Raw genomic sequence first — 24,837 nt, 5'->3', positions numbered from 1 at the left:
CCGTTGCAGGTCTTCCTTGCGCGCTGTCGGGTAACCCCAGGGCCTAGGACGACGTTGATACTCGCGCGAAGCGAGATACCGGGCGGCATTTTCTCATAGAACACCGAGACGTTGATAGATTTTTTGGTAGCCATGGCGCGGCCATGATCTCACCCGATGCGGGGAAGAAAGCGATTTCAACAGCTTAGCCGAGTTCTTCACGAGGTTAAGTGTCGGAAATCGCGAGAGATGGGATTTTTTCAAAGCTCCTTTTTCCCCACCGCTCCCGCCTCGTTTATCCTGTGCGCAGTTTCTCCTGCGGGAACGCCGATCATGACGGTGGTTTGCGGGGAGGGACCGGCGCTCGGGTGAAGCGGCTAACGTGGCCGTGGAGGTCGAGGGTCTCCCGGAGTTCCCAAGACTCCCCGCGCGCAAGCGACGGGGACCAGGCGTGGGTATGTCCCTGGCGCTGGCCGTACTTTGAAACTGCCGGCTGCACATGATCTTCCGAGGCGTTCGTATTTTCGGACAGGTCATAGCCGGTGTGTGTTGAGTTGGGGAATGGGAGGGCCAAAAAACGCCGGCGGGGCGCGGCAAGCTGCGCCATTGAATTAGTCTGAGAGGCTCGGCCATCGCGCCCCGCTTCCCGACTACCTTCCAAGTAATGGCCAGACCGGCAACGGGGCGTGGCGACGGCGAAACGCGCGGAAAGGCAGGCCTTCCCCTTGACACACCGCATCCCCCGACGCCATTTCGGCACCATGCTCGCCCGACACACCAAACCGCCGCTGACCATCCGGCTCTGCCAGCCGCGCGGCTTCTGCGCGGGCGTCGACCGCGCGATCCAGATCGTTGTGCTGGCGCTGAAGAAATACGGCGCGCCGGTCTATGTCCGCCACGAGATCGTGCACAACCGCTATGTGGTCGAAGGGCTGCAGAAACTCGGCGCCGTCTTCATCGAGGAACTCAGCGAAATCCCGCCGGAGCATCAGGCGAGCCCGGTCGTCTTCTCGGCCCACGGCGTGCCGAAATCCGTCCCCGCCGATGCTCAGGCGCGTAACCTCTTCTATCTCGACGCGACCTGCCCGCTGGTCTCCAAGGTCCACAAGCAGGCGATGCGCCACCAGCGCCTCGGTCGCCATGTGCTGCTCATCGGCCATGCCGGGCACCCCGAGGTGATCGGCACGATGGGACAACTGCCGGAAGGCGCTGTCACGCTGATCGAAAACGAAGCCGATGTTGCGCGCTTCGAGCCGGCCGACCCAGCGGCGCTCGGTTTCGTCACCCAGACCACGCTCTCGGTCGAGGACACGGCCGGCGTTATCCAAGCGCTGCAGGAAAAATTCCCTGAGCTCCACGCCGCCGCCGCCGAGTCGATCTGCTACGCCACCACCAACCGCCAGGATGCGGTCAAGGAGACCGCCGCCGGAGCCGACCTGTTCCTTGTCGTCGGTGCGCCCAATTCGTCGAACTCGATGCGGCTTGTCGAGGTCGCCGAACGTGCCGGCGCAAAAATGTCGCTGCTCGTCCAGCGCGCCTCTGAGATTCCCTGGGACCGCATCGGCGCGATCGGGACGCTAGGCCTTTCGGCAGGCGCCTCGGCGCCCGAGATCATCGTCGACGAAATCATCGACGCTTTCCGCTCGCGCTTCGACGTGACTGTAGACCTCGCGGTGACCGCCACCGAGACGGAGAACTTCCCTGTCATGCGCGCTCTGCGCGACGTCGAACTCACCAGGGCCGACATGGCCTTCGTCAACGGCTGAACGCATGGCCGTCTACACCGACGTTTCCGAAAGCGAACTCGAGACTTTCCTGCGGGAATATCCCGCCGGAAGGCTTCTCTCCTACAAGGGCATCGCCGAGGGCTCGGAGAACTCGAATTTTTTGCTTCACACCTCCGAGGGTTCCTTCATCCTCACCCTTTACGAAAAGCGGGTCGATGTAGACGACCTGCCGTTCTTCCTCGGCCTGATGCATCACCTTGCCGGCAAGGGAATCTCCTGTCCGCTGCCGGTGGAGCGCCATGACGGCAAGCTGTTCGGCACGCTCGCCGGCCGTCCGGCGGCGCTCATCACCTTCCTCGAAGGCATGTGGATGCGACGCCCGACCGCCGCCCATTGCCGCGAAGTCGGCCGTGCGCTCGCCGAAATGCACGTCGCCGGCATGGATTTCCCGCTGTCGCGACCGAACGCGCTGGCTATAGACGGCTGGCGCAAGCTCTGGGCTGGCTCGCACGAGCGCGCCGACGAGGTGGAGCCGGGCCTTGCCGCCGAGGTCGATGCCGATTTCGCTTTGTTCGACAGGGACTGGCCGACGGACTTGCCGTCGGGCGTCATCCATGCCGACCTTTTCCCCGACAACGTCTTCTTTCTCGGCGACAAGCTCTCCGGCGTGATCGACTTCTATTTCGCCTGCAACGATTTTTACGCCTATGACGTCGCCACCTGCCTCAATGCATGGTGCTTCGAGAAGGACTTTTCCTTCAATCTGACCAAGGGCAGGGCGCTGCTTTCCGCCTATCAGGCGGTACGGCCGCTCAGCGAAGCAGAAAAGCAGGCGCTGCCGCTCCTGGCGCGCGGGTCGGCGCTACGCTTCATGTTGACGCGCCTCTACGACTGGCTGACGATCCCCGACGGTGCGCTGGTGCAGAAGCGCGACCCCGTCGAATACATTCGCCGGCTGCGCTTTCACCGCGCGGTCAGGTCACCCACCGAGTACGGACTGTGATGAATACGCCCGGCATGAAGACGGTAGAGATATTCACTGACGGCGCGTGCTCGGGCAATCCCGGCCCGGGCGGCTGGGGCGCGGTGCTGCGTTTCAACGGCACGACGAAGGAACTGTCCGGCGGCGAGGCGGTCACCACCAATAACCGCATGGAACTGCTGGCGGCGATCTCGGCGCTCAACGCGCTGAAGGAGCCTTGCGAGGTGCTGCTTCACACCGACAGCAAGTACGTGATGGACGGTATTTCCGGCTGGATCCACGGGTGGAAGCGCAACGGCTGGAAGACCGCCGACAGGAAGCCCGTGAAGAACGCCGAACTCTGGCAGGCGCTCGACGAGGCCAACCGGCGTCACAAGGTCAAGTGGCACTGGGTCAAGGGCCATGCCGGCCATGCCGAGAACGAACGCGCCGACGAGCTCGCCCGCATGGGCATGGCCCCGTTCAAGACGAAGCGCCCGTCCGGTCCGCCTGGCGGGGAGCGGTCGGCAAAGCCGACAGAGGGGAGTGGGAAAAGCGGCGCGCGGCCTACCAAACCTTCATCGGCTGGACCCGCCGCGCCTTCCGGCAATGTAAGAGCGGCGAAGCCAAAGCCGCGCCGCTCCACGCAGAGCTACTAGGCAATTCCAGGAAAAGTGGGAACCGGTTTTCCGTCCGGAATTGCGGCAAAGAAGAGGGTTCAGAGCTGCTCGAGGATCTGCGCCGCGCCGGATTCGTTGACGCCGGGTTTAGTCTCGACATTGATCGCCCTGACCAATCCGTCGTCGACGATCATCGAGAAGCGCTTGTTGCGCAGCCCCATGCCGGCTTGGCTGAGGTCGACCTCAAGCCCGGCGGCGCGGGCGAAGTCACCGCTTCCGTCGGCCAGGTACAGGATTTTGCCTTCGCCGCCGCTGAATCGTGCCCAGGCGCCCATCACATGGACGTCGTTGGTCGCCACGACGGCGATCGTGTCGACGCCGCGCGCCAGGATGGCGTCATGATTTTCGATATAGCCCGGCAGGTGGTTGTTGCTGCAGGTCGGAGTGAACGCGCCCGGCACGCCGAACAGCACGACCGTCTTGCCGGCGAATATGTCGGCGGTAGTGAGATCCCTCGGGCCGTCGGCGGTCATGGTCTTGAACTTGGCATCAGGCAGTTTTTCGCCAGCGGCAATGGTCATGAAAAAAGATCCTTGGGATATGGCCGGACAGTCAGGTAGCGGCTTATGGCCTCGCGGACAACCGCCGCTCCGCAGGCATCGGATGGTCCAGCTCAGAGATAGGGCAGGAAACCGCTGACCGCGCCGTGCTCGGTGACGAGCGTATAATGCAGGCCCGGTCCTGTCGGCGCTTCGTCCGGCCGGGTCACTTCGACGACGAAGAAGGTCGTGCCGTCACGTATTTCCCTGTCGGGCGTGGATAAGACATAGCCGTCCTCTCCGGCGAGGAAAAGTTCGGCTGTCCCGGCATCGCCGGGGGATGTGACTTCCAGAAGCGCTTTCGCGTCGCCGGGCTTGCTCGCAACCTTCAGGCCGAAGTCGGGACGAGCAGGCGGCGGGATGTCGGCAAACGCCGCCGAAACCGCAGCCACGTCCTCGGGATCGTCGGCGCCGGGGTCGACGGCGAGCTTGGCCTGAACCGGAACGCAGATCGTCTCGCACACGCCGAGAAATACATTGGCGTCGATTGTCGCGGACCCTGCCGGATCCTTGAACTTGAAGGTGACCGGCAGCGCGACCGGATAGTCGTAGCCGGCCCATTTGAAGTCGCTTTCGTCGTGCCGCTGCGGCGCCGGAAAATCGAACGCGACCGTGTCGATATTGGGATTTGCGGACGCATCGATCGTCGGCGGCACCCCCGCGTCGCCCGGATCGCGCCAATAGGTCTTCCAGCCGGGCTTGAGCTCGATGTCGAGGGCGCCTCTGAGCCGGCCCAGGGCGTCGGGCTTTCCGGCCGTGACGAGCCTCACGCGCGCCCCTTCCATCTCGAACCAGTCGCTCGACGCCGCGCGAGCCGGCGCAGCGATCAGCAGCGCGAACAGGATGGCGGATGCGGACAGGGCTTTCATTGCGGGTGACTTTTGAACCTTGCGGCAGCGCTCCGCAACGAACCCAGGGACGAAAAGCATCATTTTTGCGTGAGTTTGCCTGCGACGGAAGGCGAAAGCCGTCTTTCAAGCGCGGATGAAACGCGTTATTTTGATGCCATGGACCTATTGCGGCAGAAAAAATCCGCAGTTCGCGGGTTTCTCGACGACCAGTTCCTCATCGCCATGCCGGGCATGAAGGACGACCGCTTCGCTCGCGCGGTGATCTATGTCTGCGCTCACAGCGACGAGGGCGCCATGGGCCTGATCATCAACCAGGCTCAGCAGATGCAGTTTCCCGATCTTCTGGTCCAACTCGGCATCATGAACGAACAGGAAGTGATCCGCCTGCCGCAGAAGGCGCGCGACTTCGTCGTCCGCAACGGCGGCCCGGTCGACCGCAGCCGCGGTTTTGTCCTGCATTCGGGCGATTATACAGTCGAATCCTCATTGCCCGTATCGGACGACATCTGCCTGACCGCGACCGTCGATATCCTGCGCGCCATCTCCTCGGGCCGCGGCCCACGCCGCGCGCTGATGGCGCTCGGCTATTCGGGCTGGGGCGCCGGGCAACTGGAAAACGAGATCGCCGAGAATGGCTGGCTGACCTGCCCGGCGACGCCGGATCTGCTGTTCGACGCCGACATCGACCGCAAATACGACCGCATCCTGGCCTCGATCGGCATCGACCTCGCCCATCTCAGCAATACGGCCGGCCACGCCTGAGGGGTAGCCGAGCCTCAAAGAACGCACCAGGCTGCCCACCCTTACGCTTGGGCGAGCGGATACTGTTCCTTCAGCATCTTGAGCACCTGGTCGCCGGGAATAGGCGCGCCGAACATGTAGCTCTGCACATATTCGCAGCCCATCTGTCTCAGTTCCAGCGCATCGTTTTCGTCCGCAACGCCCTCGGCGACGACCGACAGGCCGAGCTCATGAGCCATGTTGACCATGGATTTGAGCAGCACCGCCCGCTTCGGCGTGTTGTCGTCGACGAAGCTCTTGTCGATCTTGATCGTGTCGAAGGGGAAACGCGTCAGGTAGGACAAGGAGGAATAGCCGGTGCCGAAATCGTCGAGCGAAAGGCCAATGCCGAGCTGCTTAAGCTTGGTGAGCACATGGTTGGTCTGCTCGGGATTGTCCATCACCAGCGACTCGGTGAGCTCCAGCCGGAAGCAGCGCGGCTTGAGATTCGCCCGGGCGATCACCGAGCGCACGTCGCTGACGAGGTCGCGCCGGATCAGCTGCCGGCTGGATAGGTTCACCGAAACGGAAAGCGGCGTATCGCCGATCTGCTTCTGCCACATCGCGAGGTCCTCGGCGGCGCGCTGCATGGCGAAGAGGCCGAGTTGGACGATCAAGCCGCAATTCTCGGCGACGGGGATGAAATCCGACGGCGGAATGGAGCCGCGGCGGGGGTGGTCCCAGCGCAGCAGCGCCTCGAAACCGGCCACCGTGCCGTCCTCCAGCCGCACGATCGGCTGGTAGGCTAGGGTGAATTCCTTGCGCTCGGCGGCGCGGCGCAGGTCGGATTCGAGCTGCAGCCTGTCGGTGCCGACCGAGCGGAAGGCTGGACGGAACGGCTCGATGCGGTCGCCGCCGAAGCGTTTTGCCTGATGCATGGCAAGTTCGGCGTCCTTGACCATGTCCTCGGCCGTGTTCTGCGAGTTCGTCCAGGTGATCAGCCCGATCGAGGCCGTCAGCACGATCTCGCGCTTGGCGAAATTGATCGGCGCGCGGATCGCCTGCTTGATGGCGTCGGCGACGCCGGCGATGCGGGCAGGGTCCTGCTCGGACAGCAGCATCAGCGCGAACTGGTCGCCGGCGAAGCGCGACAGCGAATCCTTCGGCTTGAGCAACCGATGCAGGCGCCGCGCGATGGTAAGCAGGATCGTGTCGCCGGCAGAGATGCCGAGCCCGTCATTGACCTGCTTGAACCGGTCGATGTCGATGACGAAGACGGTCGGCTGGATCTTGTCTTCGGACTTGGAGACCGAAATGATCGCCTCCAGCCGGTTCATGAAAAGCTCACGGTTGGGCAGGCCGGTCAGATTGTCGTGCACGGCGTCGTGCAGCAGCCGTTCCTCGGCCTTCTTCTGCTCGGTGACCTCGACCATCGTGCCGACGCAGCGGATGACTTCGCCGTCGGACCCGACAACCGGGCGGGCTCTCAGCGAGAACCAGTGATAGTGCCCGTCGGCGCCGCGCAGCCGGAAGCTCTGCGCGACCCTGCCGCGCCGATGCTCCAGGACGACATCGAGGGTTGTGCGGAACGTGTCGCGGTCGTCCGAATGCAGCGCCGGCAGCCAGGTACGGGCAGGGCCGCCCAGGCTGTTCGGCGGCAGGCCGAGTTGCAGGCTGATGTCGGGCTTCGTCACGACGCGGTCGCGCAGCACGTCCCAGTCGAACACGATGTCGCCCGACCCGACCACGGCCAGCGCCTGCCGTTCCATGTCGCTGAACAGGCCCTGATGCAGGGCGCCGCCGGCGAAGGCGTGCTGCATGATCGTAAAACCGATCAGCAGGATGATGAGGATGAGGCCGCCGCCGAGCGCCGGCTGCACCACGTCGTTGTCGATCATGCCGGTGATCGCCATCCACGAGCCGGTGAGCCAGATCAGCACCATGACCCAGCTCGGGATCAGCATGATCGCGCGGTCGTAGCCGCGGATGCCGAGGAAGATGATGAGGCCGATGCCGGTGATCGCCGTCGCGGCGAACGAGAGCCGCGCAATGCCGGCCGCGACCGCTGGATCGATGATCGCGACGCCGGCGATCAGCACCAGGCCGCAAATCCAGACGAAGGCGCCGTAACTGAAATGCCCGTGCCATCGGTTGAGGTTGAGATAGGCGAACAGGAAAACGACGAAGGTGGCGGCGAGGCCAACCTCGGTTCCTGCGCGCCATATCTGCTCGTTGCCGGGCGATATCTCGATGATCTTGTTGAGGAAGCCGAAATCGACGCTGATATAGGCCAGCACCGCCCAGGAGAGCGCGGCAGTCGCAGGGAACATAGACGTCCCCTTGACCACGAAGAGAATGGTCAGGAACAGCGCGAGCAGACCGGCGATGCCGATCACGATGCCGCGGTAGAGCGTGTAGGAGTTCACCGAATCCTTGTAGGGCTCGGGATCCCAGAGATAGACCTGCGGCAGGTTCGGGGAGGCGAGTTCCGCGATGAAGGTGACGACCGCGCCGGGATTGAGCGTAACCAGGAACACGTCCGCGTTGGGGCTCGCCTGGCGATCGAGCGCAAAGCCCTCGCTGGGCGTGATCGCAGCGATGCGGTTCGAACCGAGGTCGGGCCAGAACAGCCCCGAATTCACGAGGCGGAAATGCGGCGCCACGATCAGCCGGTCGAGTTGTTCGTCGGTCGTGTTGGCGAGCGCAAAGACCGCCCAGTCGCCGGTCGACCGTTCGTCATTGGCTTCGACCTCGATGCGGCGGACGATGCCGTCCGGGCCGGGAGCGGTGGAGACCTGGAAATTCTCGCCCTGGTTCTGGTAGATCTGGACCGCGCGCGACAGGTCGAGAGCGACGTTGTCGCGCGAAATCTTGATCGGCTCGATGGCAAGCGCGCTCGTGGCCAGGCAAAGCACGGCGACGGCCGCCAGGGCAAATGCGGCAAGCCGCGCTTTGAGGAAGTCGATCGCCAAAATCAGTCCTTTGCCCCGGCGCCGCGCTGATCGTCGGCGATCAGCGCGTAAAGATAATGATCCTGCCAGCCTCCGTTGATCTTCAGGTAGGATCGCAACAGCCCTTCGCGCGTGAATCCGGCTTTTTCAAGCACACGGATGGACCGCTTGTTTCCGGGAATACAGGCAGCCTCGATCCGGTGCAACCGCATCGTGTGGAAGGCATGTTGCGCAAGCAGTTCGAGCGCGTCCGCCATGTAGCCCCGACCGGCGTATTTTTCGCCGATCCAATAGCCGATGTGGCCGGAGCGGGAAACGCCGTGTCGGATGTTCCCCAACGTCACGCCGCCGAGCAGCTTTCCGGTGTCGGTTTCAAAGATGAAGAATGCGATTGCGGTGCCGCGGGCGTAGTCCTCGCGATAGCGCCTCAGCCGATAGCGCCAGGCCGATTTTTCCAGTTCATCCGGCGCCCAGCTTGGTTCCCAGGGCTCGAGGAAGGCGCGGCTCTCGCCCCTGAGCTTCGCCCATTCGCGAAAATCGCTGGAGACCGGCATTCTGAGCGTGACGCGTTTGCCTTTCAGCGCCGGAGGAGCGCGCCGGAAGAACGGTAGCGGGAACATTCTATGGAACCGGGATCAGACCGCGCGTCGGCGCAGGCTCGTCTCTTGTCCGGGAAGAGCGTCGCGAATCGCCTCATAGGGGGCGAGTTTGCCGATGGGACCAACCGCGGCGATGGTCGGCGTGGTGGAGAAGAGCCGCGAGGACAGGTCCCTGAGCCGCTCCACGGTGAGGGCCGAGAGCCGCTCCATGAGCTCCTCCTTGGCGATCGGCCGCCCAAAAAGGAGAAGCTGGCGGGCGATCTGCGATGCGCGGCTCGATGCGCTTTCGCCCGACATGATAAGGCCCGCACGATACTGCGCGCGGGCCCTGTTGAGTTCGTCCTGGGAGATGCCTTCGCCGGCTTTCTGGAGCTCATCCACGATGACCGGTATCAGCTTTGAAATGTCGCTTTGCCCGGTCGCCGAATGGACGCCGAATATGCCGGTGTCCGAAAAGCCCCAATGGAAGGCATAGACCGAATAGCAAAGGCCGCGTTTCTCGCGAACCTCCTGGAAAAGTCTCGACGACATGCCACCGCCCAGGATCATCGACAGCACCTGGGAAGCGTAGAAGTCGCGCACGTGATAGGCGCGGCCCTCGAAGCCGAGGATGATCTGAGCATCCATCAGATCCCGGTTCTCGCGAAAGTCGCCGCCGATATACTGGGCGTAGTTCGGCACCAGGCCGTCGGACTTGCTGCGGAAGGAACCGAGGCGCTTCTCGACCTCGCGCACGAAGGCGTCGTGCTTGATGTCGCCCGCCGCCACCACCACCATGCGCTCGGCGCCATACTGCCGGTTGATGAAGTCGTGGATCTGCGCGGAGGTGAAGGACTGCACCGTTTCCGGCGTGCCGAGGATCGAGCGGCCGATCGTCTGATGCCGGTAGGCGGTTTCGGTGAACTTGTCGAAGACGATGTCGTCGGGCGTATCGTGCGCGGCCCCGATCTCCTGCAGGATCACGTGCTGCTCGCGCTCGAGTTCGGCGGCATCGAAATTCGAGTCGGTCAGGATGTCGGCCAGGATATCAACTGCCAGCGGCACATCGTCGGTAAGCACACGGGCATAGTAGGAGGTCGTCTCGACGCTGGTCGCAGCGTTGATCTCGCCGCCGACGTTCTCGATTTCCGAAGCAATCTCGAAGGCGCTGCGCCGCGACGTTCCCTTGAACGCCATGTGCTCCAGCAGATGCGCCATTCCATGCTCGTCGTCGCGTTCGTTTCGCGCGCCCGACTTGACCCAGACGCCTAGTGCAACGGATTCGATGCTTGGAAGGGTTTCGGTTGCGACTGTCAGGCCGTTCGACAGACGGCTTACCTCAACACCCATATAGACTTAACTCCCTGACGCCGCTCGTGCACGACGGTTTATATGATCTTCCACCATTTTTAGATCGGATGGAAGTACCGTATATCTTTCCGTTGCGTCCATCATTCCGGCAAGCCATTCAGGCAGGACGGGCCGCACGCCGCTGGCGGCCTCGACCGCATCTGGGAATTTTGCCGGATGGGCGGTTGCCAGCACGATCATCGGTGTTTCCGGCGACGCCTTCTGCCGGGCGACATGCACGCCGGTCGCGGTATGCGGGTCGAGCAGGTATCCATTCGTCTTGAGCATCGAGCGGATAGCCTCCGCCGCTTCCGCGACGGTGGCGCGTCCGGCGTCGAATTCGGCGCGTATGCGGGAAAGCGTCGCCGGCTCGACCGTGAAGGCGCCGGATTGCTTCAACCCGTCCATGCTGCGGCGGACAGCCGGGGCGTCCCGGTCGCCAGCCTCGAACAGAAGCCGCTCGAAGTTGGATGAGACCTGTATGTCCATGGAAGGCGAAGTCGTCGCAATGACACCCTTGGTCCGGTACTCGCCGGACGCGAGCGTACGCGCCAGGATGTCGTTGTCGTTGGTCGCAATGACCAGCCGCTCGATCGGCAGACCCATGCGCTTTGCCGCGTAGCCGGCGAAGATGTCGCCGAAATTGCCGGTCGGCACGGTAAAGGAAACCGGACGGTCGGGGCTGCCGAGCGAGATCGCCGACGAGAAGTAATAGACGATCTGAGCCATGATGCGCGCCCAGTTGATCGAGTTTACGCCCGACAGCGAAACCCGGTCCCGAAAGCCGTGGTCGTTGAACATGTCCTTCACCAGGCCCTGGCAGTCGTCGAAATTCCCCTCGATGGCGAGCGCATGGACATTCGGCGCGGTCGAGGTGGTCATCTGACGCTGCTGCACGGGCGACACGCGCCCATGCGGGAAGAGGATGAAGATGTCGGTGCGGTCGCGTCCGGCGAAGGCTTCGATGGCAGCCCCGCCCGTGTCGCCGGATGTGGCTCCGGCGATCGTGGCGCGCTGGCCGCGCTCGGCAAGCACGTGGTCCATCAGGCGCGCCAGCAACTGCATCGCCACGTCCTTGAATGCCAGGGTCGGGCCGTGGAAGAGCTCGAGCACGAAGGCATTGGGGCCAAATTGCACGATCGGGCAGACGGCTTCGTGCCTGAAGGTGGCGTAAGCCTCGCGAGCCAGACGCTCGAAGACAACAGGCGCGATCTCGCCGCCAAGGAACGGGGTCAGCAGCCGCACCGCGAGGTCGGGATAGGCAAGACCGCGCATGGCGCGGATATCTGCCGCGCTGAACTGAGGCCAGTCTTGCGGCACGTAAAGCCCGCCGTCGCGCGCAAGGCCCGCGAGCACGGCGTCCGAAAAACCGAGGACCGGGGCTTCCCCCCGCGTGCTCACATATTTCATGCGGTTCCGTCCATTCCGGCTGCCGGTGTTACCGGCTGATCGTTAATTTTCGCGCGTTGTCAGTCGCATTTTTGCCTCGCGGTTGCTATAGAGCAGCCGCTTTGCGAGAGGGAAGTGCAGTTTATGGCGTTTCGATTGATGAACGGTCGTTTTCTGGCGGGTTTTGCGCTTGCAGGCTTGATCCTGGCCGCCGCAGGCTGTCAGTCGGGCGACGCCGGCGGCGTGCTGGGACTTGGCGGCGGCAAGAAGGAGACGCAGCCGGAAGAAGGCAAGATCCTGGCGAGCGAGCTGCTGGCCTATTGCCCCAAGGTGAGGTTGAAGGAAGACACCGGCTACATCAACAAATACGTGAAGGGCGGCGAGGAAGATCCCGCCAAACTAAGCTACCAGGCTTCGATCTCCGCGGTGACGCGAAGCTGCAGTCGCGCCAATGGGATGCTGACGATAAATGTCGCTGTCGCGGGCCGCGTCGTTCCCGGCCCGGCTGGGGTTTCCGGCGCCGTGACCCTGCCGATCAGGGTGGTCGTGCTGCACGGTGAGGAGGTTCAGTATTCGCAACTGCACAACCATCAGGTCGCGCAGGACGGCGGGCAGGCCCAGCAATTCGTCTTCAACGATCCCGCCGTCACCGTGCCCAACCCGACCGACCAAGGGCTTCAGGTGTTCGCGGGTTTCGACGCAGGCCCGCCGAAGAAGAAAGCCGGTGACGCGGCAGACGAATAAGGCGGCTTAAGCGTCGGACCACTCGGACAGCGCCGCGATCACGCCACGGAAATCGGCCCACCGGCGGATCACCGTCTCGGCTCCGGCCTCGGTCAGCACGTCGGCGTGGCCGGGATAGCTGTGGGCCGCACCCGTAAAGCCGATGACGCGCATGCCAGCCAGCCTGGCGCCGGCAACGCCGTGGACGGAATCCTCGACGACGAAGGTGCCGGCCGGATTTGCGCCGAGGGTCGCGGCGGCATGCAGGAACACGTCTGGCGCCGGCTTCGGCTTGCCTGACGGTGTTTCCAGGGACGAGAAGACGCGGTCGGCAAAGAACGGCGCTAGCCCGGTCTTGTCCAGCATGAAGCCGATCCGTTCCATGCGGGAGTTGGAGCAAATACAGCGGTTGGCTGTCACGGAAGCCACGGCTTCGCGCGCTCCTTCGATGATGCGCGCCTCGCTTTTCAGGCGCTGATCGACCAGTTCCTCCGCCTGGTCGATCAGCGAGGCCTTGAACGGGATTGCGGCGACATCCTCGATCCTGAGCAGGATATCCTTGAAGGTGAGCCCGGCATAGAGTTCGAAGATCTCCTCGGCCGTGATCTCGTAACCGGCCTGCGTGATCAGCTCCGCCTCGACGCGGGCGGCGATGATCTCGCTGTCGACGAGCGTGCCGTCGAAATCGAAAATGACGAGGTCTGTCTGGGACATGATTTCGGAAAGCACCGTTTTGGGGAGGCCGTTCAAGCGGCGCGCCTTACACCAAGCCGGTGTGCATCGCAAATTCGGGGCCGACGCTTCATTAAATCTTTACCGAGAACGGTAACCATAACGGAGAGTGAACAGTAACGCGTGTACCGAGTATCACCATGTCCGCAGCGGCGCTTCTCGACGGCTCTTTTTCGGCTTCCCCTGAGCCCGAATGGCTGAACACCATCCTCAAGGGCGACTGTGTCGCCGCGCTCGAACGGCTGCCGGAGAAGTCGGTCGACCTGGTCTTTGCCGACCCGCCCTACAACCTCCAGCTCGACGGCGACCTGCACCGTCCGGACCAGTCCAAGGTCGACGCGGTCGACGATCACTGGGACCAGTTCGAAAGCTTCGCCGCCTATGACGCCTTCACGCGCGCCTGGCTGCTCGCTGCCCGCCGGGTGCTGAAGCCGAACGGCACGATCTGGGTGATCGGCTCCTACCACAACATCTTCCGCGTCGGCGCGACCCTGCAGGATCTCGGCTTCTGGATCCTGAACGACGTCGTCTGGCGCAAGACCAACCCGATGCCGAACTTCCGCGGCCGCCGCTTCCAGAACGCCCACGAGACGCTGATCTGGGCGTCGCGCGACCACAAGGCAAAGGGCTATACGTTCAACTACGACTCCATGAAGGCCGCCAACGACGACGTCCAGATGCGCTCCGACTGGCTGTTTCCGATCTGCACGGGAGCTGAGCGGCTGAAGGACGACAAGGGCGAGAAGTTGCATCCCACGCAGAAGCCGGAAGCGTTGCTCGCGCGCATCATGCTGGCCTCAACCAAGCCCGGCGACGTGGTGCTCGACCCCTTCTTCGGTTCCGGCACCACCGGCGCGGTGGCCAAGCGCCTCGGCCGCAATTTCGTCGGCGTCGATCGCGAGCAGGTCTATATCGACGCCGCCAACGAACGCATCGCCGCCGTTCAGCCGATGGCGGTCGAAGACCTTGCGACGATAGCGAGCAAGCGGGCCGAGCCGCGTGTGGCCTTCGTCAGCCTCATCGACGCCGGCGTCATGAAGCCAGGCGCCACGCTCTACGATTCCAAGAAGCGCTGGGCAGCGAAAGTCCGCGCCGACGGAACGCTCGCCGTCGGCGACGTAGCCGGCTCGATCCATCGGGTCGGTGCGGTAGTCCAGGGTCTCGACGCCTGCAATGGCTGGACCTTCTGGCACTACGAGCGCAATGGCGGCCTCACCCAGATCGACGAGCTTCGCCGCATTGCCCGCCTCGGCATGGAGCGGGCAGGGGCCTAAAAGGCCACTCCCAGCCGGCGAAGGTCGGCTTCGAGCGGATCCGCGCCAGTGAACAGCACCGCCTGCCAGCCCACGGCCTTGGCGCCGTCGACGTTCTTCTGGCTGTCGTCGATGAAGATGGTTGCCGCCGGCTCCAGGTCGAACGCTCTCGCATGGTGGTCGAAGATCGCGCGCTCGGGCTTGATAACCCCGATTTCGCCGGAAACAGTGATGCCCCTGGGCTTTTCGAGGAAGCGGAATCTGGCGCGCGCTTCGGTAAACGTGTCCGCCGCCCAGTTGGTGAGCAGCGTTACGTCGTTGCCGGCGTCGATCAACTGCTCCATCAGCGCGACGCTGTCGTCATAGGCGTGGGGCACCATCTCGTGCCAGTGGCGGCGGAAGTTCCGGATGTTTTCCGCGTGGTCGGGATGGATGGCAAGCAGCTCCGCCTCTGCCTCTTCCCATGTGCGGCCGCGGTCCTGTTCGATATTCCAGGCCGAGGTGCAGACATTGTCGAAGAACCACTTCCGCTCGACCTCATCGGGGATCAGTCGGCTGAAAGGCAGGTCGGGATCATAGTGCACCAGCACCTTGCCGATGTCGAAGACGATGTGGCGTATTTCAGTCATGCTGGTCCCTTCAGTGCCTGCGTTTGGTTGCGCCCGGAATGGCGGATTCGATGACCTTTTTCATGACGGTCGGCAACGCTTCGTCATGGATTGCGGCGATCGGCGACCACCAATGCCCTGCAAGTGCCGTGGCGCCCTTCACTTCCGCGCGGTAGACGTCGAGCTCCAGCTCAAAATGCGTGAAGACATGGCTGATGCTGCCGGCGCGCCGCCAGTCGGCCGGGAAGGGCGCACTTTTCACGCTCGTTTCGCCGTCGATGCGGGCGGTCCAGCCCGTCGTCGGCACCTCGCTCATGCCGCCGAGAAGTCCTTTCTCGGGTCTTGTCCGCAGCAGGATCGCCCCATCGCTTCTGACGGCGACGTATGCCGCGCCGCGCCTGCGCGGCTTGTCCGCTTTTTCGCCGCGTACGGGAAGCAGCTCGGGGTCGCCGGCGAGGACGGCGCGGCAGTCCTCCCGCACTGGGCAAAGCATGCAGCGCGGACGCTTCGGCGTGCAGACCGTCGCACCGAGATCCATCATCGCCTGCGCGAAATCTCCCGACCGCTCGTCGGGCACCAACTCCCCCAGCAGCGCGCGTATTTCCGGTTTGGAATCCGGCAGCGGCGTGCGGATCTCGAAGAGCCGGGACATGACGCGCTCGACATTGCCGTCGATCACGACGGCCTTGCGCCCGAAGGCGATTGCCGCGATCGCGGCTGCCGTATAGGCGCCGATACCAGGAAGTTCGCGCAACCCGGTTTCGTCGTTGGGAAATCGGCTGCCGGGCAGCGCCGCAACGAGATCGGCGCACTTCTTCAGATTGCGGGCGCGGGAATAGTAGCCGAGACCGGCCCAGGCCTTCATGACGTCCTCGGGTTCGGCGGCGGCTAGGTCCGTCACTTCGGGCCATTTATCGAGGAATTTCCGGAAATACGGCTTCACCGCCTCGACAGTCGTCTGCTGCAGCATAATCTCCGATAGCCAGACGTGATAGGGGTCGGGCCGGACGCCTTTGGCAAGCGCGGACGGTGGAACCCGCCACGGCAGGTCGCGATGATGGGCGTCGTACCAGGCGAGCAGCCTGCCGGCCAGACCGTCCGCCTTGTGAAACGCTCCCTTGCGGGCTTTGCCGGTGAGTGCCATTGCTTCTGGAACTGCCAAGATTGGCGAACTAAGCAATTCCAGGAAAAGTGGGAACCGGTTTTCCGTTCGGAATTGCGACAAACAAGGAATTAGATCATTTCATCAATTCTACCGAAGCGTTGAAATGGTATAGGTGCTGGACGCGCATGGCAGGAAAAGGGCCGAATCGCAATCCCGTCGCCGTCAGCGACCTGGCGACTGCAATACTCGATCCCTTGCTGCGCAAGCGGGCGGGCATCTCGATCGGGCTCGTGCAGTCGTGGGAGGAAATCGTCGGGCCTCGGCTGGCGCGCAGCTCCCGGCCAGAAAAGATCCAATGGCCGCGGCGCATGCACGACGACGATCCGTTCGAGCCGGCGGTGCTGGTGGTTGCCTGCGAGGGCGCGGCTGCGCTCCACCTGCAGCATGAAACCGGCGAGATCATCGGCCGCGTGAACGCGTTTCTTGGATTTTCCGCTGTTGGGAGAATCAGGATCGTTCAGAAGCCGGTGGCGCCCGAACCGGCCAAGCCGAAACCGGTCCCGCGCGCGCTGTCGCAAGGGGAAAAGGCCCGGCTTGCCAGCACGGTCGGCAATATCGAGGACGATGACCTACGAGCGTCGCTGGAGCGGCTGGGAGCCAACATCGTCGGCATGCGCAAGCCGAAAGCCTGACTCCGAGTCTCTCGCTAACGTGATCGCGGCGACAAATTTGCCGATTGGATTGGGGACCCGGATGCCCTAATTCGCGCCAACTCTCGCTTTCTGGTGCTCCGGCATTGCAAGATACGTCCATTGTCAGGTGATTCGCATGATCCGTTCTCTGCCTCGCAGAACCGTCCTTTCACTGCTTGCCGTCTCCGCGGCGGCGCTCGTTGCCGCCTGCAGCGATTCAGGCGAGGCGCCCAAGGCCGAGGCGCCGGCCGATCCAGCCAAGCCGCCGGCGGCGGCTGAAGCACCGCCCTCCGCCGGGGCAACGCCACCTGCTGCCGCCGTTGCGGCGCCTGAATCCCAGGGCAGCGTCGATATGGCCAAGCTGCTCGAGCCCGGCGCGCTGCCGGACAAGGTGCTCGGCAACGACGACGCTCCGGTGACCATCGTCGAATATGCCTCGATGACCTGTCCCCATTGTGCCCAATTCCACGCGACGACTTTGCCGGAGCTGAAGACAAAATACATCGACACCGGCAAGGCTCGCCTGATTTTCCGTGAATTTCCCTTCGATCCGCGCGCTGAAGCGGGTTTCATGCTTGCCCGCTGCTCGAACGACAACTATTTCCCGATGGTCGACGTGCTGTTCAAACAGCAGCAGAACTGGGCGTCCGTCGAAAACGCCAAGGATGCGCTGCTGCAGATTTCCAAACTTGCCGGTTTTTCACAGGAGTCCTTCGAGGCCTGCTTGACGGACCAGAAGCTTCTGGACGATGTGAGAGCGGTGCAGAAACGGGGCTCGGACGAGTTCAAGGTGGACTCTACCCCGACCTTCTTCATCAACGGGAATACCTACAAAGGGGCCCTGACGATTGCGGAAATGTCGGCGATCATCGACGGCATGCTCTGACGCTCGCTTTGCGAGCGGGCGGGCAGGCTTCCGCGCGCCCTTGGGCAGGCGCGCATGAAGTTTTCGCGGCTGCGTCTTCTCGGATTCAAATCCTTCGTCGAGCCTGGCGAGTTCGTCATCGAGCGCGGTCTGACCGGCATCGTCGGTCCGAACGGATGCGGCAAGTCTAACCTTGTCGAGGCGCTGCGCTGGGTGATGGGCGAAAGCTCGTACAAGAACATGCGCGCGTCCGGCATGGACGACGTGATCTTCTCGGGCTCCGGCACGCGGCCGGCCAGAAACACCGCGGAAGTCACGCTTTTCCTCGACAATGCCGACCGCACCGCGCCCGCCGCCTTCAACGACGCCGATGAGTTGCAGGTGTCGCGCCGCATCGAGCGCGAGGCAGGCTCGATCTACCGCATCAACGGCAAGGAGGCGCGCGCCAAGGACGTGCAGCTCCTCTTCGCCGACCAGTCCACCGGCGCACGCTCGCCCTCGATGGTTGGGCAGGGCCGCATCGGCGAGCTGATCCAGGCCAAGCCCCAGGCGCGCCGCGCACTGCTCGAAGAAGCGGCCGGAATCTCCGGACTTCACACGAGGCGGCACGAGGCGGAGCTACGCCTGCGCGCCGCCGAGCAGAACCTCGAGCGCCTTGACGATGTGGTCGGCGAACTCGAAGGCCAGATCGAGAATCTCAAACGTCAAGCCCGTCAGGCTTCCCGTTTCAAGAACCTGTCGGCCGATATCCGCAAGGCCGAGGCGACGCTGCTGCATGTGCGCTGGACGCTTGCCAAGGCGCAGGAGGCGGAGGCGCAATCCGCGCTTTCGTCGGCAACGTCCGTCGTCGGCGAACGCGCCGGCGCTCAAATGGAGGCAGCGAAGGAACAGGCGATCGGCGCCCATCATCTTCCGGAATTGCGAGACGCGGAGGCTGCGGCGGCGGCGGCCTACCAACGGCTGTCCATCGCCAGGGCGCAGATCGAGGAAGAGGCGGCGCGCGTCGAACGCCGCCGCGCCGAACTCGGCCGCCGCCTTGAGCAGCTTGACGCCGACATTGCGCGCGAACAGCAGATGATCCGCGACAATGCCGACGTGCTGCAGCGTCTCGATGCCGAAGAAACTACGTTGAACGGGGAGAACGCCTCCTCGCTGGAACGGGAGACATCAACCCGCGCGACGTTCGAGGCTGCGTCGTCCGCCCTCACCTTGAGCGAGGCGGCGCTGGCGAAGCTGACCGCCGAGCGGGCCGAGGCTGCCGCGGCGCGCAACCAGATCGAGCGCTCGCTGCGCGAGACCGGCGAACGGCGCGAGCGGCTCGAACGCCAGCTTGCTACGATCGATCGCGAGGCAGCCGAGATCGCCGAGCGGATCGCCGGGCTTGCCGATCCGGCTGAGAAGAAGCTGCTTGCCGAAGAGGCGCAGGCGGGGCTGGAAGCCGCAGAGGCTGCCGCGAACGTCGCGGAAAAGGCGGTTGCCGAGGCGCGCGCTGCCGAAAGCGCTGCGCGTCCGCCCTTGCAGGAAGCGCGCGGCGAACTCGCCCGCATCGAGACCGAGGCGCGCACCCTCGCCAAGATTCTCAATGCCGTGACCGGCGACCTGTTTCCGGCGGTGCTGGAGCAGATCACGGTCGACCGCGGCTATGAGGCGGCACTGGGTGCCGCCCTTGGCGACGATCTCGACGCCGCGCTCGATCCGGGCGCTCCCGCCCATTGGGCCGAGATCGCTGTCGACGGCGCGGACCCTACGCTGCCGGAGGGCGTGCCGAGCCTGGCAAGCGTGGTGCGCGGTCCGCGTCAACTCTCGCGGCGCCTCGCCCAGATCGGCATTGTCGATGCCGCGAACGGACACCGGCTGCAATTGTTGCTGAAAACCGGCCAGCGCCTTGTCAGCAGGGAAGGCGCCCTCTGGCGCTGGGATGGCTTCACCGCGAGCGCGGATGCTCCGACTGCAGCGGCCCAGCGTCTTGCCCAGAAGAACCGGCTTGCCGAACTCGATGCCGAAATGGCGGCTGCGACGTTGAAGGTGCGCACCGCCGAAGCCGCCCTTGCCGCCGCGGAAAACATGGTGCGCGAGCGCGTTGCCGGCGAGAGCGCCGCGCGCCAGGCCTGGCGCGACGGCCAGCGAGCGCTCGGCGATGCGCGCGAGTCGTTGGCGCGGGCGGAGAAGGCAGCGGGCGAACTGTCAGGCCGGCGCGAGGCGCTGACGGAGTCGCGCTCGCGGATCGGCGACGATCTTGCCGAAGCGTCGGCAGCCTTCGCCGAAGCCGAGGCCCGTCTCGCCGAAGCTCCCGATCTTGGCGATCTGCGAGACCGGCTCGAGACGCTTGCCGCCGACGTCACGCGCGACCGCGGCGTGCTGGCCGACGCGCGCGCACTGCACGAGGGGCTGAAGCGCGAAGCGGAGGCGCGTATGCGCCGCCTCGCCGCCATCGCCGCCGACCGCGGGACCTGGGTTCAGCGCGCCGCCAATGCCGAGACGCAGATCGCTTCGCTCGGAGAGCGCCGCGCCGAGACTGCGACCGAGCTTCAGTCGCTCGCCGATGCGCCCGAAGAGATAGATGCAAAGCGCCGCGCGCTGCTCTCCCAGCTTTCCGAGGCCGAAACGCTGCGCAAGGCCGCCGCCGATCGCCTGCAGGAGGCCGAGACCAGGCAGGCAGCGCTGGACAAAGCTGCCACCGCCGCGATCACCGCATTGTCGGAGGCCCGCGAGGGCCGCGCTCGCGCGGAGGAAAGGCTGAACGCCGCCGACGAGCGCCGCCGCGAGGCGGAAGCGCGCATCCAGGAGGTGCTGAACACCCCGCCGCACCTGGCGATCCGCCAGGCCGAGCTCGACGCCGACGCGCCGCTGCCCGACATGGCAGAAGTCGAGAAGCGGCTCGACCGGCTGAAGGTCGAACGCGAGCGTCTTGGCGCGGTCAATCTGCGCGCCGAGGAAGAGCAGCGCGAGCTTTCCGAGCGTCTGGATACGCTGGTTTCCGAGCGCGAGGACGTGGTCGAGGCGATCCGCAAGCTGCGTCTGGCGATCCAGAGCCTCAACCGGGAAGGGCGCGAGCGCCTGCTTGCCGCCTTCGACGTGGTGAACGGCCACTTCCAGCGGCTGTTCACTCATCTCTTCGGCGGCGGCACCGCCGAGCTTCAGCTGATCGAATCGGAAGACCCGCTGGAGGCGGGGCTTGAGATCCTGGCGCGTCCGCCCGGCAAGAAGCCGCAGACCATGACGCTGCTGTCAGGCGGCGAGCAGGCTTTGACCGCAATGGCCTTGATTTTCGCCGTGTTCCTGACCAATCCGGCGCCGATCTGCGTCCTCGACGAGGTCGACGCGCCACTCGACGACCACAATGTCGAGCGGTTCTGCAATCTCATGGACGAGATGGCGAAGTCGACGGAGACGCGGTTCGTGATCATCACCCACAATCCGATCACCATGGCCCGCATGAACAGGCTGTTCGGCGTGACGATGGCGGAGCAGGGGGTGAGCCAGCTCGTTTCCGTTAATCTCGAAACGGCTGAACAGATGCGCGAGGCGAGCTGAGGTCAGCCCGCCCCGCACGTTCGGAACAGGTCTGAATCAACACCCGTCAAGTTCAGTAGCCTTCAGGGCAGTTCGCCACGTAGCGGCGACCGTCCCGCCCGCGATAATAGCAGCGGCCGGGTTCCGTCGCCCGCCCGATAAGCGCGCCCGCGACCGCGCCAACCGCGCCGCCGACGATTGCACCGCCTGCATCGCCCGAGGCGACGCCGCCTATGACCGCGCCGGTGGCTCCACCGACGACGGCGCCCTGTTCGGTCCGGCTGCAGCCGGCGATCGCCAGCGTTGCAACCAGGGCAATGATCAGGTTTTTCATTCCGTCCTCCAGCAATTGCGATGCACGACAACACCGCAGGCCGGCAAATGTTCCGGGCGCCCAGCCCGCCGCCCCACAAACGCGGGCGCCCGGGACCGCTAGGCAGGAAGTCCGCTCATGATTTCCGCCTGACAGAGCCGTCCAGCCGCGTCGCAGATGCGACCGTATTGGAGATCGTTCCATATTTGCGTACGTTTCGGTGCAGCAGGTCGAGCCGTTGGTCGCTCTCGTCCGTATCGACGGTCAAAACGTAGTCGATCTCGATGATCTTTGGCGGGCTATCCTGCCTGGTCGCGTGGAGACTGATCTCAACACCTCGCAGATCGAAGTTCAGCATAGGGGTAACACGCTCGATGCTCTTGATCATGCAGGCGGCCACGGCGGCAAGCAGGAGTTCGGCTGGATTGAACGCATCCCGCCGTCCTGCCAACGACGTGTCAAGAACGAGCTCGGCGTCCTTGGCCGTGGCCTTGCTGCCGGACCGATCGGCCCGCCGGGCTTCAATGGCATATTCCAGCATCGCGGCTCCCTGCGTTGGCCAAGAAAACGATCAGCCGCTCACCAGAAGGTTGATCCGGAACGCCAGATGCGGCCGCCAATGGCGTATCAGAGACCGGCAACCATCTGTTTCAACATCTCGCGGACGTCTCCGGCAATCGACGCCAGATGCGGGTTGTCTACCGCCTGCATCGAGGCGGCGGGGTCGACCGCCGAGACCTCCACCCGGCCTTCACCTATTTCCTGCACGATGACGTTGCAGGGCAACATCGTGCCGATCTTGTCCTCGCTCAGCAGCGCCTTGTGCGCGAATGTCGGGTTGCACGCGCCAAGGATGGTGTAGGGACGAAAATCGACGTCCAGCTTCTTCTTCAACGTCGCGCGGACATCGATGGTCGTCAGTACGCCGAAGCCCTTTTGCGCCAAGGCGTCCGTCACATGGGCAATCGCGGCATCCATGCCCATGTGAATGGTCTTGCTGAAATAGTAGCTCACGGAAAATGCCTCCTGTATTGGATCCGAGCCCCGTCTGCCGCAGCCGCGTCACATCGCGCCGCAGTCGGCTCCGATCAAGTCGTCGGCAACCTTCTTCTGCTCGTCGCTCAGCACCGCATAGAGCGCTTCGGTCGCGGGCTTCATGGCCTTCATGGCCTCCAGCATGGCCTCCATTCCGGCAATGCGAGCGTCCATCCGCTCGGTCGCCGTGCCCTTCTGCATGATCTCGAACATGCTCTCGTGCATGCCCTTCATGAGGTCGACGCGCGCCTTGACGGCGGAGGCGTAGCCCTCCCAGGCGGCGGCCTGGGCATCGGTGATTTCGAGTTCACCCTTCAGGTAGGCCAAGCGGCCATCGACCATGGCGCCCATCCTGGGCTGCCGCCGCATCATGCCGTGGCCCTGGGGGCCTTCGCCCCAGCCGCCGCGGCCCATCATTCCCATCGTCGCGCAGCCGCCGCCCATCATTCCCATCATCCCGCCTGGTCCGCCCTGGGCCGAGGAGGATGAAATTGCACTCGCGCTCATGGCGACAGCCAAAGCGGCGTAGATCAAAAACCGGGTCATAGACCTATCCTTTCCCGATGTTGAAGCAAGATCGCCTTTGGCCATAGTCTGCCCATCTCCCGCCGGCGCGTTGATCTCAATCAATCGGGCAGGGAAATCGCCTGCGAGCGGTGTCCCAGGTTTCCTTTCACTCACGGGCCGTACCGTCGCCTTAGGCTGCGCGCCCTTCGACAAGCTCGGGAGCGCCGCCCTTCGACAAGCTCAGGAGCCCGGCGGCCCGCGGTCGCGGGCTCGGCCATCGGCCGGAGGGTACAGTTCACCCTTGCCACGCCCGCCGAAGCGTCTGGCCATTTCAAAGAACGCTGCTCGCCACGGGAGCAGTAGTCGGGAAGCGGGGCACGGGGCCGAGCCTCTCAATTATAGTTACGTGGCGCGGTCTCCCGCGCCCCGCCGGCGTGCTTGCCCCACCTGGAGGGGACGCAGCGAATTCTTTCACCGCGCGACCTCGGTCAGGGCCCGGACCTCAGGGCTCATCACCCAGCCGCGCCACCGTTAGCGCGACCGATCCGGCGCCGCCGCCCTCCCTGATACCCGGTGCGCACCAGGTTCCCGCGAGGGCGATGGGACGAGTATCGCTCATGGCGAATCCGAGTGAAGAAAGTCGGCGTCATCTTTTTTGCGAGCGGCTCGGCGACTCATTTCTTGTCTCGCAAGAGATCTAGAGAATTCAACGGCTTAGATGGACGCGCAGGATGTTGGAATCGGGAAGCGAGGAATATTTCTATCCCCGTTTCCAGCGTTCTCCGCATGCTGGCAGCTTTATCTTTTTTGGCATGCTGGCTGGGGCGCCTGGATGCTCAGGTTGTATTTCACCGCATAAGAAAAACGTTCTCAAATGGAATGACCGAGGCCTTCGGCAGGGCGATCAAGCGCGACGATGTCCGGCGTCAGGCAGCTAGGACCTCGCGGTCACCTTCCAATGATCTCGTTGATCGGTTCCCGGAGCAGCCTTAGCGCGGCGGATACCCTGTCGCGCTGTTGCGCGAAGCGGCTCGTCGGGATTGGCACCGACACGGCATAGCGGTCGCCGCGCGGGTCGATGAACCCGAGGCCTACGGCGGATATGCCGGGCGTGTGTTCGTCTTCGTCGAATGCCAATCCCAGGCGCCGCACATTGGCGAGCTTGGTCATGACGTCATCGGTGGGATCCAGTCCCTCGGCCGCCAGCAACCGCTTCGCCTCAGTGTCGTCGAGCAACGCCAGGCAGGCCCGTCCATTGGCCGTGATGGCCAGCGGAAAGACCTCACCGACGGCGGAAATGGCGCGCAGGCGGTGGGAGCCCGGAACCTGGTCGATGAACACCATCCTGCCGTCGCGCAGCACCGACAGGTCGACGGTCTCCTCGGTCTGCGCCGACAGACGCTGCAGCATCGGCCGCATGAGATCGACGACGTTGAAGCGCGCCGCCTCCGACAGAGCATGAAGCTCCGGCCCGAGCCGAATGCCTGCGCCGCCACTTGTCGCGATGACCAGGCGTTCCGCCTGCAGGGCGCCGACGATGCGCTGGACCGTCGAGCGGGGCAGATCGACGCGCGACGCGATCTGTCCAAGGCTCATGCCCGATGAGCCCTTGAGGGCACGAAGTACCGCCGCCGCACGTGCAATCACCTGAACCCCGGTTCGGTCGCCTTGATCCGAAACCTTCAAGCCGGAACCTGTCGCCTTAGCCATGTCTTGCTGTCCCTCGAATGCCCACGGATAGCCCACGATGCGGTACTCATTGACCG

The 24,837-nt window shown here is 64.2% G+C and carries 22 protein-coding genes and 1 pseudogene; 9 read left to right on the top strand and 14 right to left on the bottom strand.

Annotation, left to right across the window (positions count from 1 at the left end):
* Nucleotides 1-740: 740 nt before the first annotated feature.
* The 3 genes and pseudogenes from ispH to rnhA all read left to right on the top strand — a co-directional run.
* Nucleotides 741-1,745 (top strand): 4-hydroxy-3-methylbut-2-enyl diphosphate reductase, encoded by a 1,005-nt coding sequence (ispH, locus tag ABLE71_RS00730; RefSeq protein WP_348783614.1) that lies wholly within the window; start codon nucleotides 741-743, stop codon nucleotides 1,743-1,745.
* A 4-nt stretch (nucleotides 1,746-1,749) separates the two neighbouring features.
* Nucleotides 1,750-2,709, top strand: a complete 960-nt coding sequence (locus tag ABLE71_RS00725) for a homoserine kinase (protein WP_348781471.1) — start codon at nucleotides 1,750-1,752, stop codon at nucleotides 2,707-2,709.
* Between the two features lie 14 nt (nucleotides 2,710-2,723).
* Nucleotides 2,724-3,155: pseudogene (gene rnhA / locus ABLE71_RS00720) on the top strand (ribonuclease HI); the annotation flags it as partial.
* Nucleotides 3,156-3,385: 230 nt separating this feature from the next.
* Here the strand turns inward: rnhA and ABLE71_RS00715 are convergent.
* Both ABLE71_RS00715 and ABLE71_RS00710 read right to left on the bottom strand, forming a co-directional pair.
* The gene (locus ABLE71_RS00715) at nucleotides 3,386-3,868 is read right to left on the bottom strand and encodes a peroxiredoxin (RefSeq protein WP_348781470.1); all 483 of its coding nucleotides are present in this window, start codon (nucleotides 3,866-3,868) and stop codon (nucleotides 3,386-3,388) included.
* A gap of 92 nt (nucleotides 3,869-3,960) precedes the next feature.
* The gene (locus ABLE71_RS00710) at nucleotides 3,961-4,755 is read right to left on the bottom strand and encodes a protein-disulfide reductase DsbD domain-containing protein (RefSeq protein WP_348781469.1); all 795 of its coding nucleotides are present in this window, start codon (nucleotides 4,753-4,755) and stop codon (nucleotides 3,961-3,963) included.
* A 138-nt stretch (nucleotides 4,756-4,893) separates the two neighbouring features.
* Between ABLE71_RS00710 and ABLE71_RS00705 the strand changes: the two genes are divergently transcribed.
* On the top strand, nucleotides 4,894-5,499 hold the full coding sequence (locus ABLE71_RS00705) for a YqgE/AlgH family protein (RefSeq protein WP_348781468.1): 606 nt from the start codon (nucleotides 4,894-4,896) through the stop codon (nucleotides 5,497-5,499).
* A 41-nt stretch (nucleotides 5,500-5,540) separates the two neighbouring features.
* On the opposite strand, the gene ABLE71_RS00700 is transcribed toward ABLE71_RS00705, so the two are convergent.
* Genes ABLE71_RS00700 through thrC form a run of 4 tightly spaced genes read right to left on the bottom strand, consistent with a single transcriptional unit; the run spans nucleotide 5,541 to nucleotide 11,746 of the window.
* The gene (locus ABLE71_RS00700; RefSeq protein WP_348781467.1) at nucleotides 5,541-8,429 is read right to left on the bottom strand and encodes an EAL domain-containing protein; all 2,889 of its coding nucleotides are present in this window, start codon (nucleotides 8,427-8,429) and stop codon (nucleotides 5,541-5,543) included.
* A 2-nt stretch (nucleotides 8,430-8,431) separates the two neighbouring features.
* Nucleotides 8,432-9,028, bottom strand: coding sequence for a GNAT family protein (locus tag ABLE71_RS00695; RefSeq protein WP_348781466.1), 597 nt, complete (start codon nucleotides 9,026-9,028; stop codon nucleotides 8,432-8,434).
* A 15-nt stretch (nucleotides 9,029-9,043) separates the two neighbouring features.
* Nucleotides 9,044-10,336: a pitrilysin family protein gene (locus tag ABLE71_RS00690; RefSeq protein ID WP_348781465.1), complete on the bottom strand. Its 1,293-nt coding sequence runs from the start codon at nucleotides 10,334-10,336 to the stop codon at nucleotides 9,044-9,046.
* A gap of 6 nt (nucleotides 10,337-10,342) precedes the next feature.
* Nucleotides 10,343-11,746 carry a threonine synthase gene (thrC, locus tag ABLE71_RS00685; protein ID WP_348781464.1) on the bottom strand — a complete coding sequence of 468 codons (1,404 nt, stop codon included), beginning with the start codon at nucleotides 11,744-11,746 and terminating at the stop codon, nucleotides 10,343-10,345.
* 138 nt (nucleotides 11,747-11,884) lie between these two features.
* On the opposite strand from thrC, the gene ABLE71_RS00680 reads away from it, so the two are divergent.
* Entirely contained in the window at nucleotides 11,885-12,469 is a 585-nt protein-coding gene (locus ABLE71_RS00680) for a hypothetical protein (protein ID WP_348781463.1), read from the top strand.
* Between the two features lie 6 nt (nucleotides 12,470-12,475).
* On the opposite strand, the gene ABLE71_RS00675 is transcribed toward ABLE71_RS00680, so the two are convergent.
* A complete protein-coding gene (locus tag ABLE71_RS00675; RefSeq protein WP_348781462.1) occupies nucleotides 12,476-13,162 on the bottom strand; it encodes an HAD family phosphatase in 687 nt (228 codons plus the stop codon).
* Nucleotides 13,163-13,320: 158 nt separating this feature from the next.
* Between ABLE71_RS00675 and ABLE71_RS00670 the strand changes: the two genes are divergently transcribed.
* The gene (locus ABLE71_RS00670; protein ID WP_348781461.1) at nucleotides 13,321-14,454 is read left to right on the top strand and encodes a site-specific DNA-methyltransferase; all 1,134 of its coding nucleotides are present in this window, start codon (nucleotides 13,321-13,323) and stop codon (nucleotides 14,452-14,454) included.
* Here the strand turns inward: ABLE71_RS00670 and ABLE71_RS00665 are convergent.
* Both ABLE71_RS00665 and mutY read right to left on the bottom strand, forming a co-directional pair.
* The gene (locus ABLE71_RS00665; RefSeq protein WP_348781460.1) at nucleotides 14,451-15,062 is read right to left on the bottom strand and encodes an HAD family phosphatase; all 612 of its coding nucleotides are present in this window, start codon (nucleotides 15,060-15,062) and stop codon (nucleotides 14,451-14,453) included. The two genes, ABLE71_RS00670 and ABLE71_RS00665, sit on opposite strands and share 4 nt — an antisense overlap.
* A gap of 10 nt (nucleotides 15,063-15,072) precedes the next feature.
* Entirely contained in the window at nucleotides 15,073-16,185 is a 1,113-nt protein-coding gene (mutY, locus tag ABLE71_RS00660) for an A/G-specific adenine glycosylase (protein WP_348781459.1), read from the bottom strand.
* 146 nt (nucleotides 16,186-16,331) lie between these two features.
* On the opposite strand from mutY, the gene ABLE71_RS00655 reads away from it, so the two are divergent.
* The 3 genes from ABLE71_RS00655 (at nucleotide 16,332) to ABLE71_RS00645 (ending at nucleotide 21,237) form a co-directional block, all read left to right on the top strand.
* Entirely contained in the window at nucleotides 16,332-16,838 is a 507-nt protein-coding gene (locus ABLE71_RS00655; RefSeq protein ID WP_348781458.1) for a DUF721 domain-containing protein, read from the top strand.
* A 136-nt stretch (nucleotides 16,839-16,974) separates the two neighbouring features.
* Nucleotides 16,975-17,724 (top strand): DsbA family protein, encoded by a 750-nt coding sequence (locus tag ABLE71_RS00650; RefSeq protein ID WP_348781457.1) that lies wholly within the window; start codon nucleotides 16,975-16,977, stop codon nucleotides 17,722-17,724.
* Nucleotides 17,725-17,778: 54 nt separating this feature from the next.
* On the top strand, nucleotides 17,779-21,237 hold the full coding sequence (locus ABLE71_RS00645) for a chromosome segregation SMC family protein (RefSeq protein ID WP_348781456.1): 3,459 nt from the start codon (nucleotides 17,779-17,781) through the stop codon (nucleotides 21,235-21,237).
* 52 nt (nucleotides 21,238-21,289) lie between these two features.
* Here the strand turns inward: ABLE71_RS00645 and ABLE71_RS00640 are convergent, their stop codons facing one another.
* The 5 genes from ABLE71_RS00640 to ABLE71_RS00620 form a co-directional block, all read right to left on the bottom strand.
* Nucleotides 21,290-21,550, bottom strand: a complete 261-nt coding sequence (locus tag ABLE71_RS00640) for a glycine zipper domain-containing protein (RefSeq protein WP_348781455.1) — start codon at nucleotides 21,548-21,550, stop codon at nucleotides 21,290-21,292.
* A 115-nt stretch (nucleotides 21,551-21,665) separates the two neighbouring features.
* Nucleotides 21,666-22,070, bottom strand: a complete 405-nt coding sequence (locus tag ABLE71_RS00635; protein ID WP_348781454.1) for an OsmC family protein — start codon at nucleotides 22,068-22,070, stop codon at nucleotides 21,666-21,668.
* Between the two features lie 86 nt (nucleotides 22,071-22,156).
* A complete protein-coding gene (locus ABLE71_RS00630; protein ID WP_348781453.1) occupies nucleotides 22,157-22,543 on the bottom strand; it encodes a DUF302 domain-containing protein in 387 nt (128 codons plus the stop codon).
* Nucleotides 22,544-22,591: 48 nt separating this feature from the next.
* A complete protein-coding gene (locus tag ABLE71_RS00625) occupies nucleotides 22,592-23,110 on the bottom strand; it encodes a Spy/CpxP family protein refolding chaperone (protein ID WP_348781452.1) in 519 nt (172 codons plus the stop codon).
* Nucleotides 23,111-24,019: 909 nt separating this feature from the next.
* The gene (locus tag ABLE71_RS00620) at nucleotides 24,020-24,781 is read right to left on the bottom strand and encodes an IclR family transcriptional regulator (protein ID WP_348781451.1); all 762 of its coding nucleotides are present in this window, start codon (nucleotides 24,779-24,781) and stop codon (nucleotides 24,020-24,022) included.
* Nucleotides 24,782-24,837 lie beyond the last annotated feature (56 nt).

This window comes from Mesorhizobium sp. KR9-304, assembly GCF_040049215.1.
Taxonomy (GTDB): domain Bacteria; phylum Pseudomonadota; class Alphaproteobacteria; order Rhizobiales; family Rhizobiaceae; genus Mesorhizobium_K.
The sequence above is the reverse complement of the archived record's forward strand: the minus strand, read 5'-3'. Positions and strand labels throughout refer to the sequence as shown.

Bases quoted from the DNA above. Each gene is read 5' to 3' on its own strand.
- thrC (WP_348781464.1), bottom strand. From the start codon at position 11,746: ATGAAATATGTGAGCACGCGGGGGGAAGCCCCGGTCCTCGGTTTTTCG.
- ABLE71_RS00715 (WP_348781470.1), bottom strand. From the start codon at position 3,868: ATGACCATTGCCGCTGGCGAAAAACTGCCTGATGCCAAGTTCAAGACC.
- ABLE71_RS00670 (WP_348781461.1), top strand. From the start codon at position 13,321: ATGTCCGCAGCGGCGCTTCTCGACGGCTCTTTTTCGGCTTCCCCTGAG.
- ABLE71_RS00665 (WP_348781460.1), bottom strand. From the start codon at position 15,062: ATGACTGAAATACGCCACATCGTCTTCGACATCGGCAAGGTGCTGGTG.
- ABLE71_RS00655 (WP_348781458.1), top strand. From the start codon at position 16,332: ATGGCAGGAAAAGGGCCGAATCGCAATCCCGTCGCCGTCAGCGACCTG.
- ABLE71_RS00640 (WP_348781455.1), bottom strand. From the start codon at position 21,550: ATGAAAAACCTGATCATTGCCCTGGTTGCAACGCTGGCGATCGCCGGC.
- ABLE71_RS00645 (WP_348781456.1), top strand. From the start codon at position 17,779: ATGAAGTTTTCGCGGCTGCGTCTTCTCGGATTCAAATCCTTCGTCGAG.
- ABLE71_RS00705 (WP_348781468.1), top strand. From the start codon at position 4,894: ATGGACCTATTGCGGCAGAAAAAATCCGCAGTTCGCGGGTTTCTCGAC.
- ABLE71_RS00650 (WP_348781457.1), top strand. From the start codon at position 16,975: ATGATCCGTTCTCTGCCTCGCAGAACCGTCCTTTCACTGCTTGCCGTC.
- ABLE71_RS00620 (WP_348781451.1), bottom strand. From the start codon at position 24,781: ATGGCTAAGGCGACAGGTTCCGGCTTGAAGGTTTCGGATCAAGGCGAC.
- ABLE71_RS00725 (WP_348781471.1), top strand. From the start codon at position 1,750: ATGGCCGTCTACACCGACGTTTCCGAAAGCGAACTCGAGACTTTCCTG.
- ABLE71_RS00695 (WP_348781466.1), bottom strand. From the start codon at position 9,028: ATGTTCCCGCTACCGTTCTTCCGGCGCGCTCCTCCGGCGCTGAAAGGC.
- ABLE71_RS00635 (WP_348781454.1), bottom strand. From the start codon at position 22,070: ATGCTGGAATATGCCATTGAAGCCCGGCGGGCCGATCGGTCCGGCAGC.
- ABLE71_RS00680 (WP_348781463.1), top strand. From the start codon at position 11,885: ATGAACGGTCGTTTTCTGGCGGGTTTTGCGCTTGCAGGCTTGATCCTG.
- ABLE71_RS00710 (WP_348781469.1), bottom strand. From the start codon at position 4,755: ATGAAAGCCCTGTCCGCATCCGCCATCCTGTTCGCGCTGCTGATCGCT.
- ispH (WP_348783614.1), top strand. From the start codon at position 741: ATGCTCGCCCGACACACCAAACCGCCGCTGACCATCCGGCTCTGCCAG.
- ABLE71_RS00625 (WP_348781452.1), bottom strand. From the start codon at position 23,110: ATGACCCGGTTTTTGATCTACGCCGCTTTGGCTGTCGCCATGAGCGCG.
- ABLE71_RS00690 (WP_348781465.1), bottom strand. From the start codon at position 10,336: ATGGGTGTTGAGGTAAGCCGTCTGTCGAACGGCCTGACAGTCGCAACC.
- ABLE71_RS00675 (WP_348781462.1), bottom strand. From the start codon at position 13,162: ATGTCCCAGACAGACCTCGTCATTTTCGATTTCGACGGCACGCTCGTC.
- mutY (WP_348781459.1), bottom strand. From the start codon at position 16,185: ATGGCACTCACCGGCAAAGCCCGCAAGGGAGCGTTTCACAAGGCGGAC.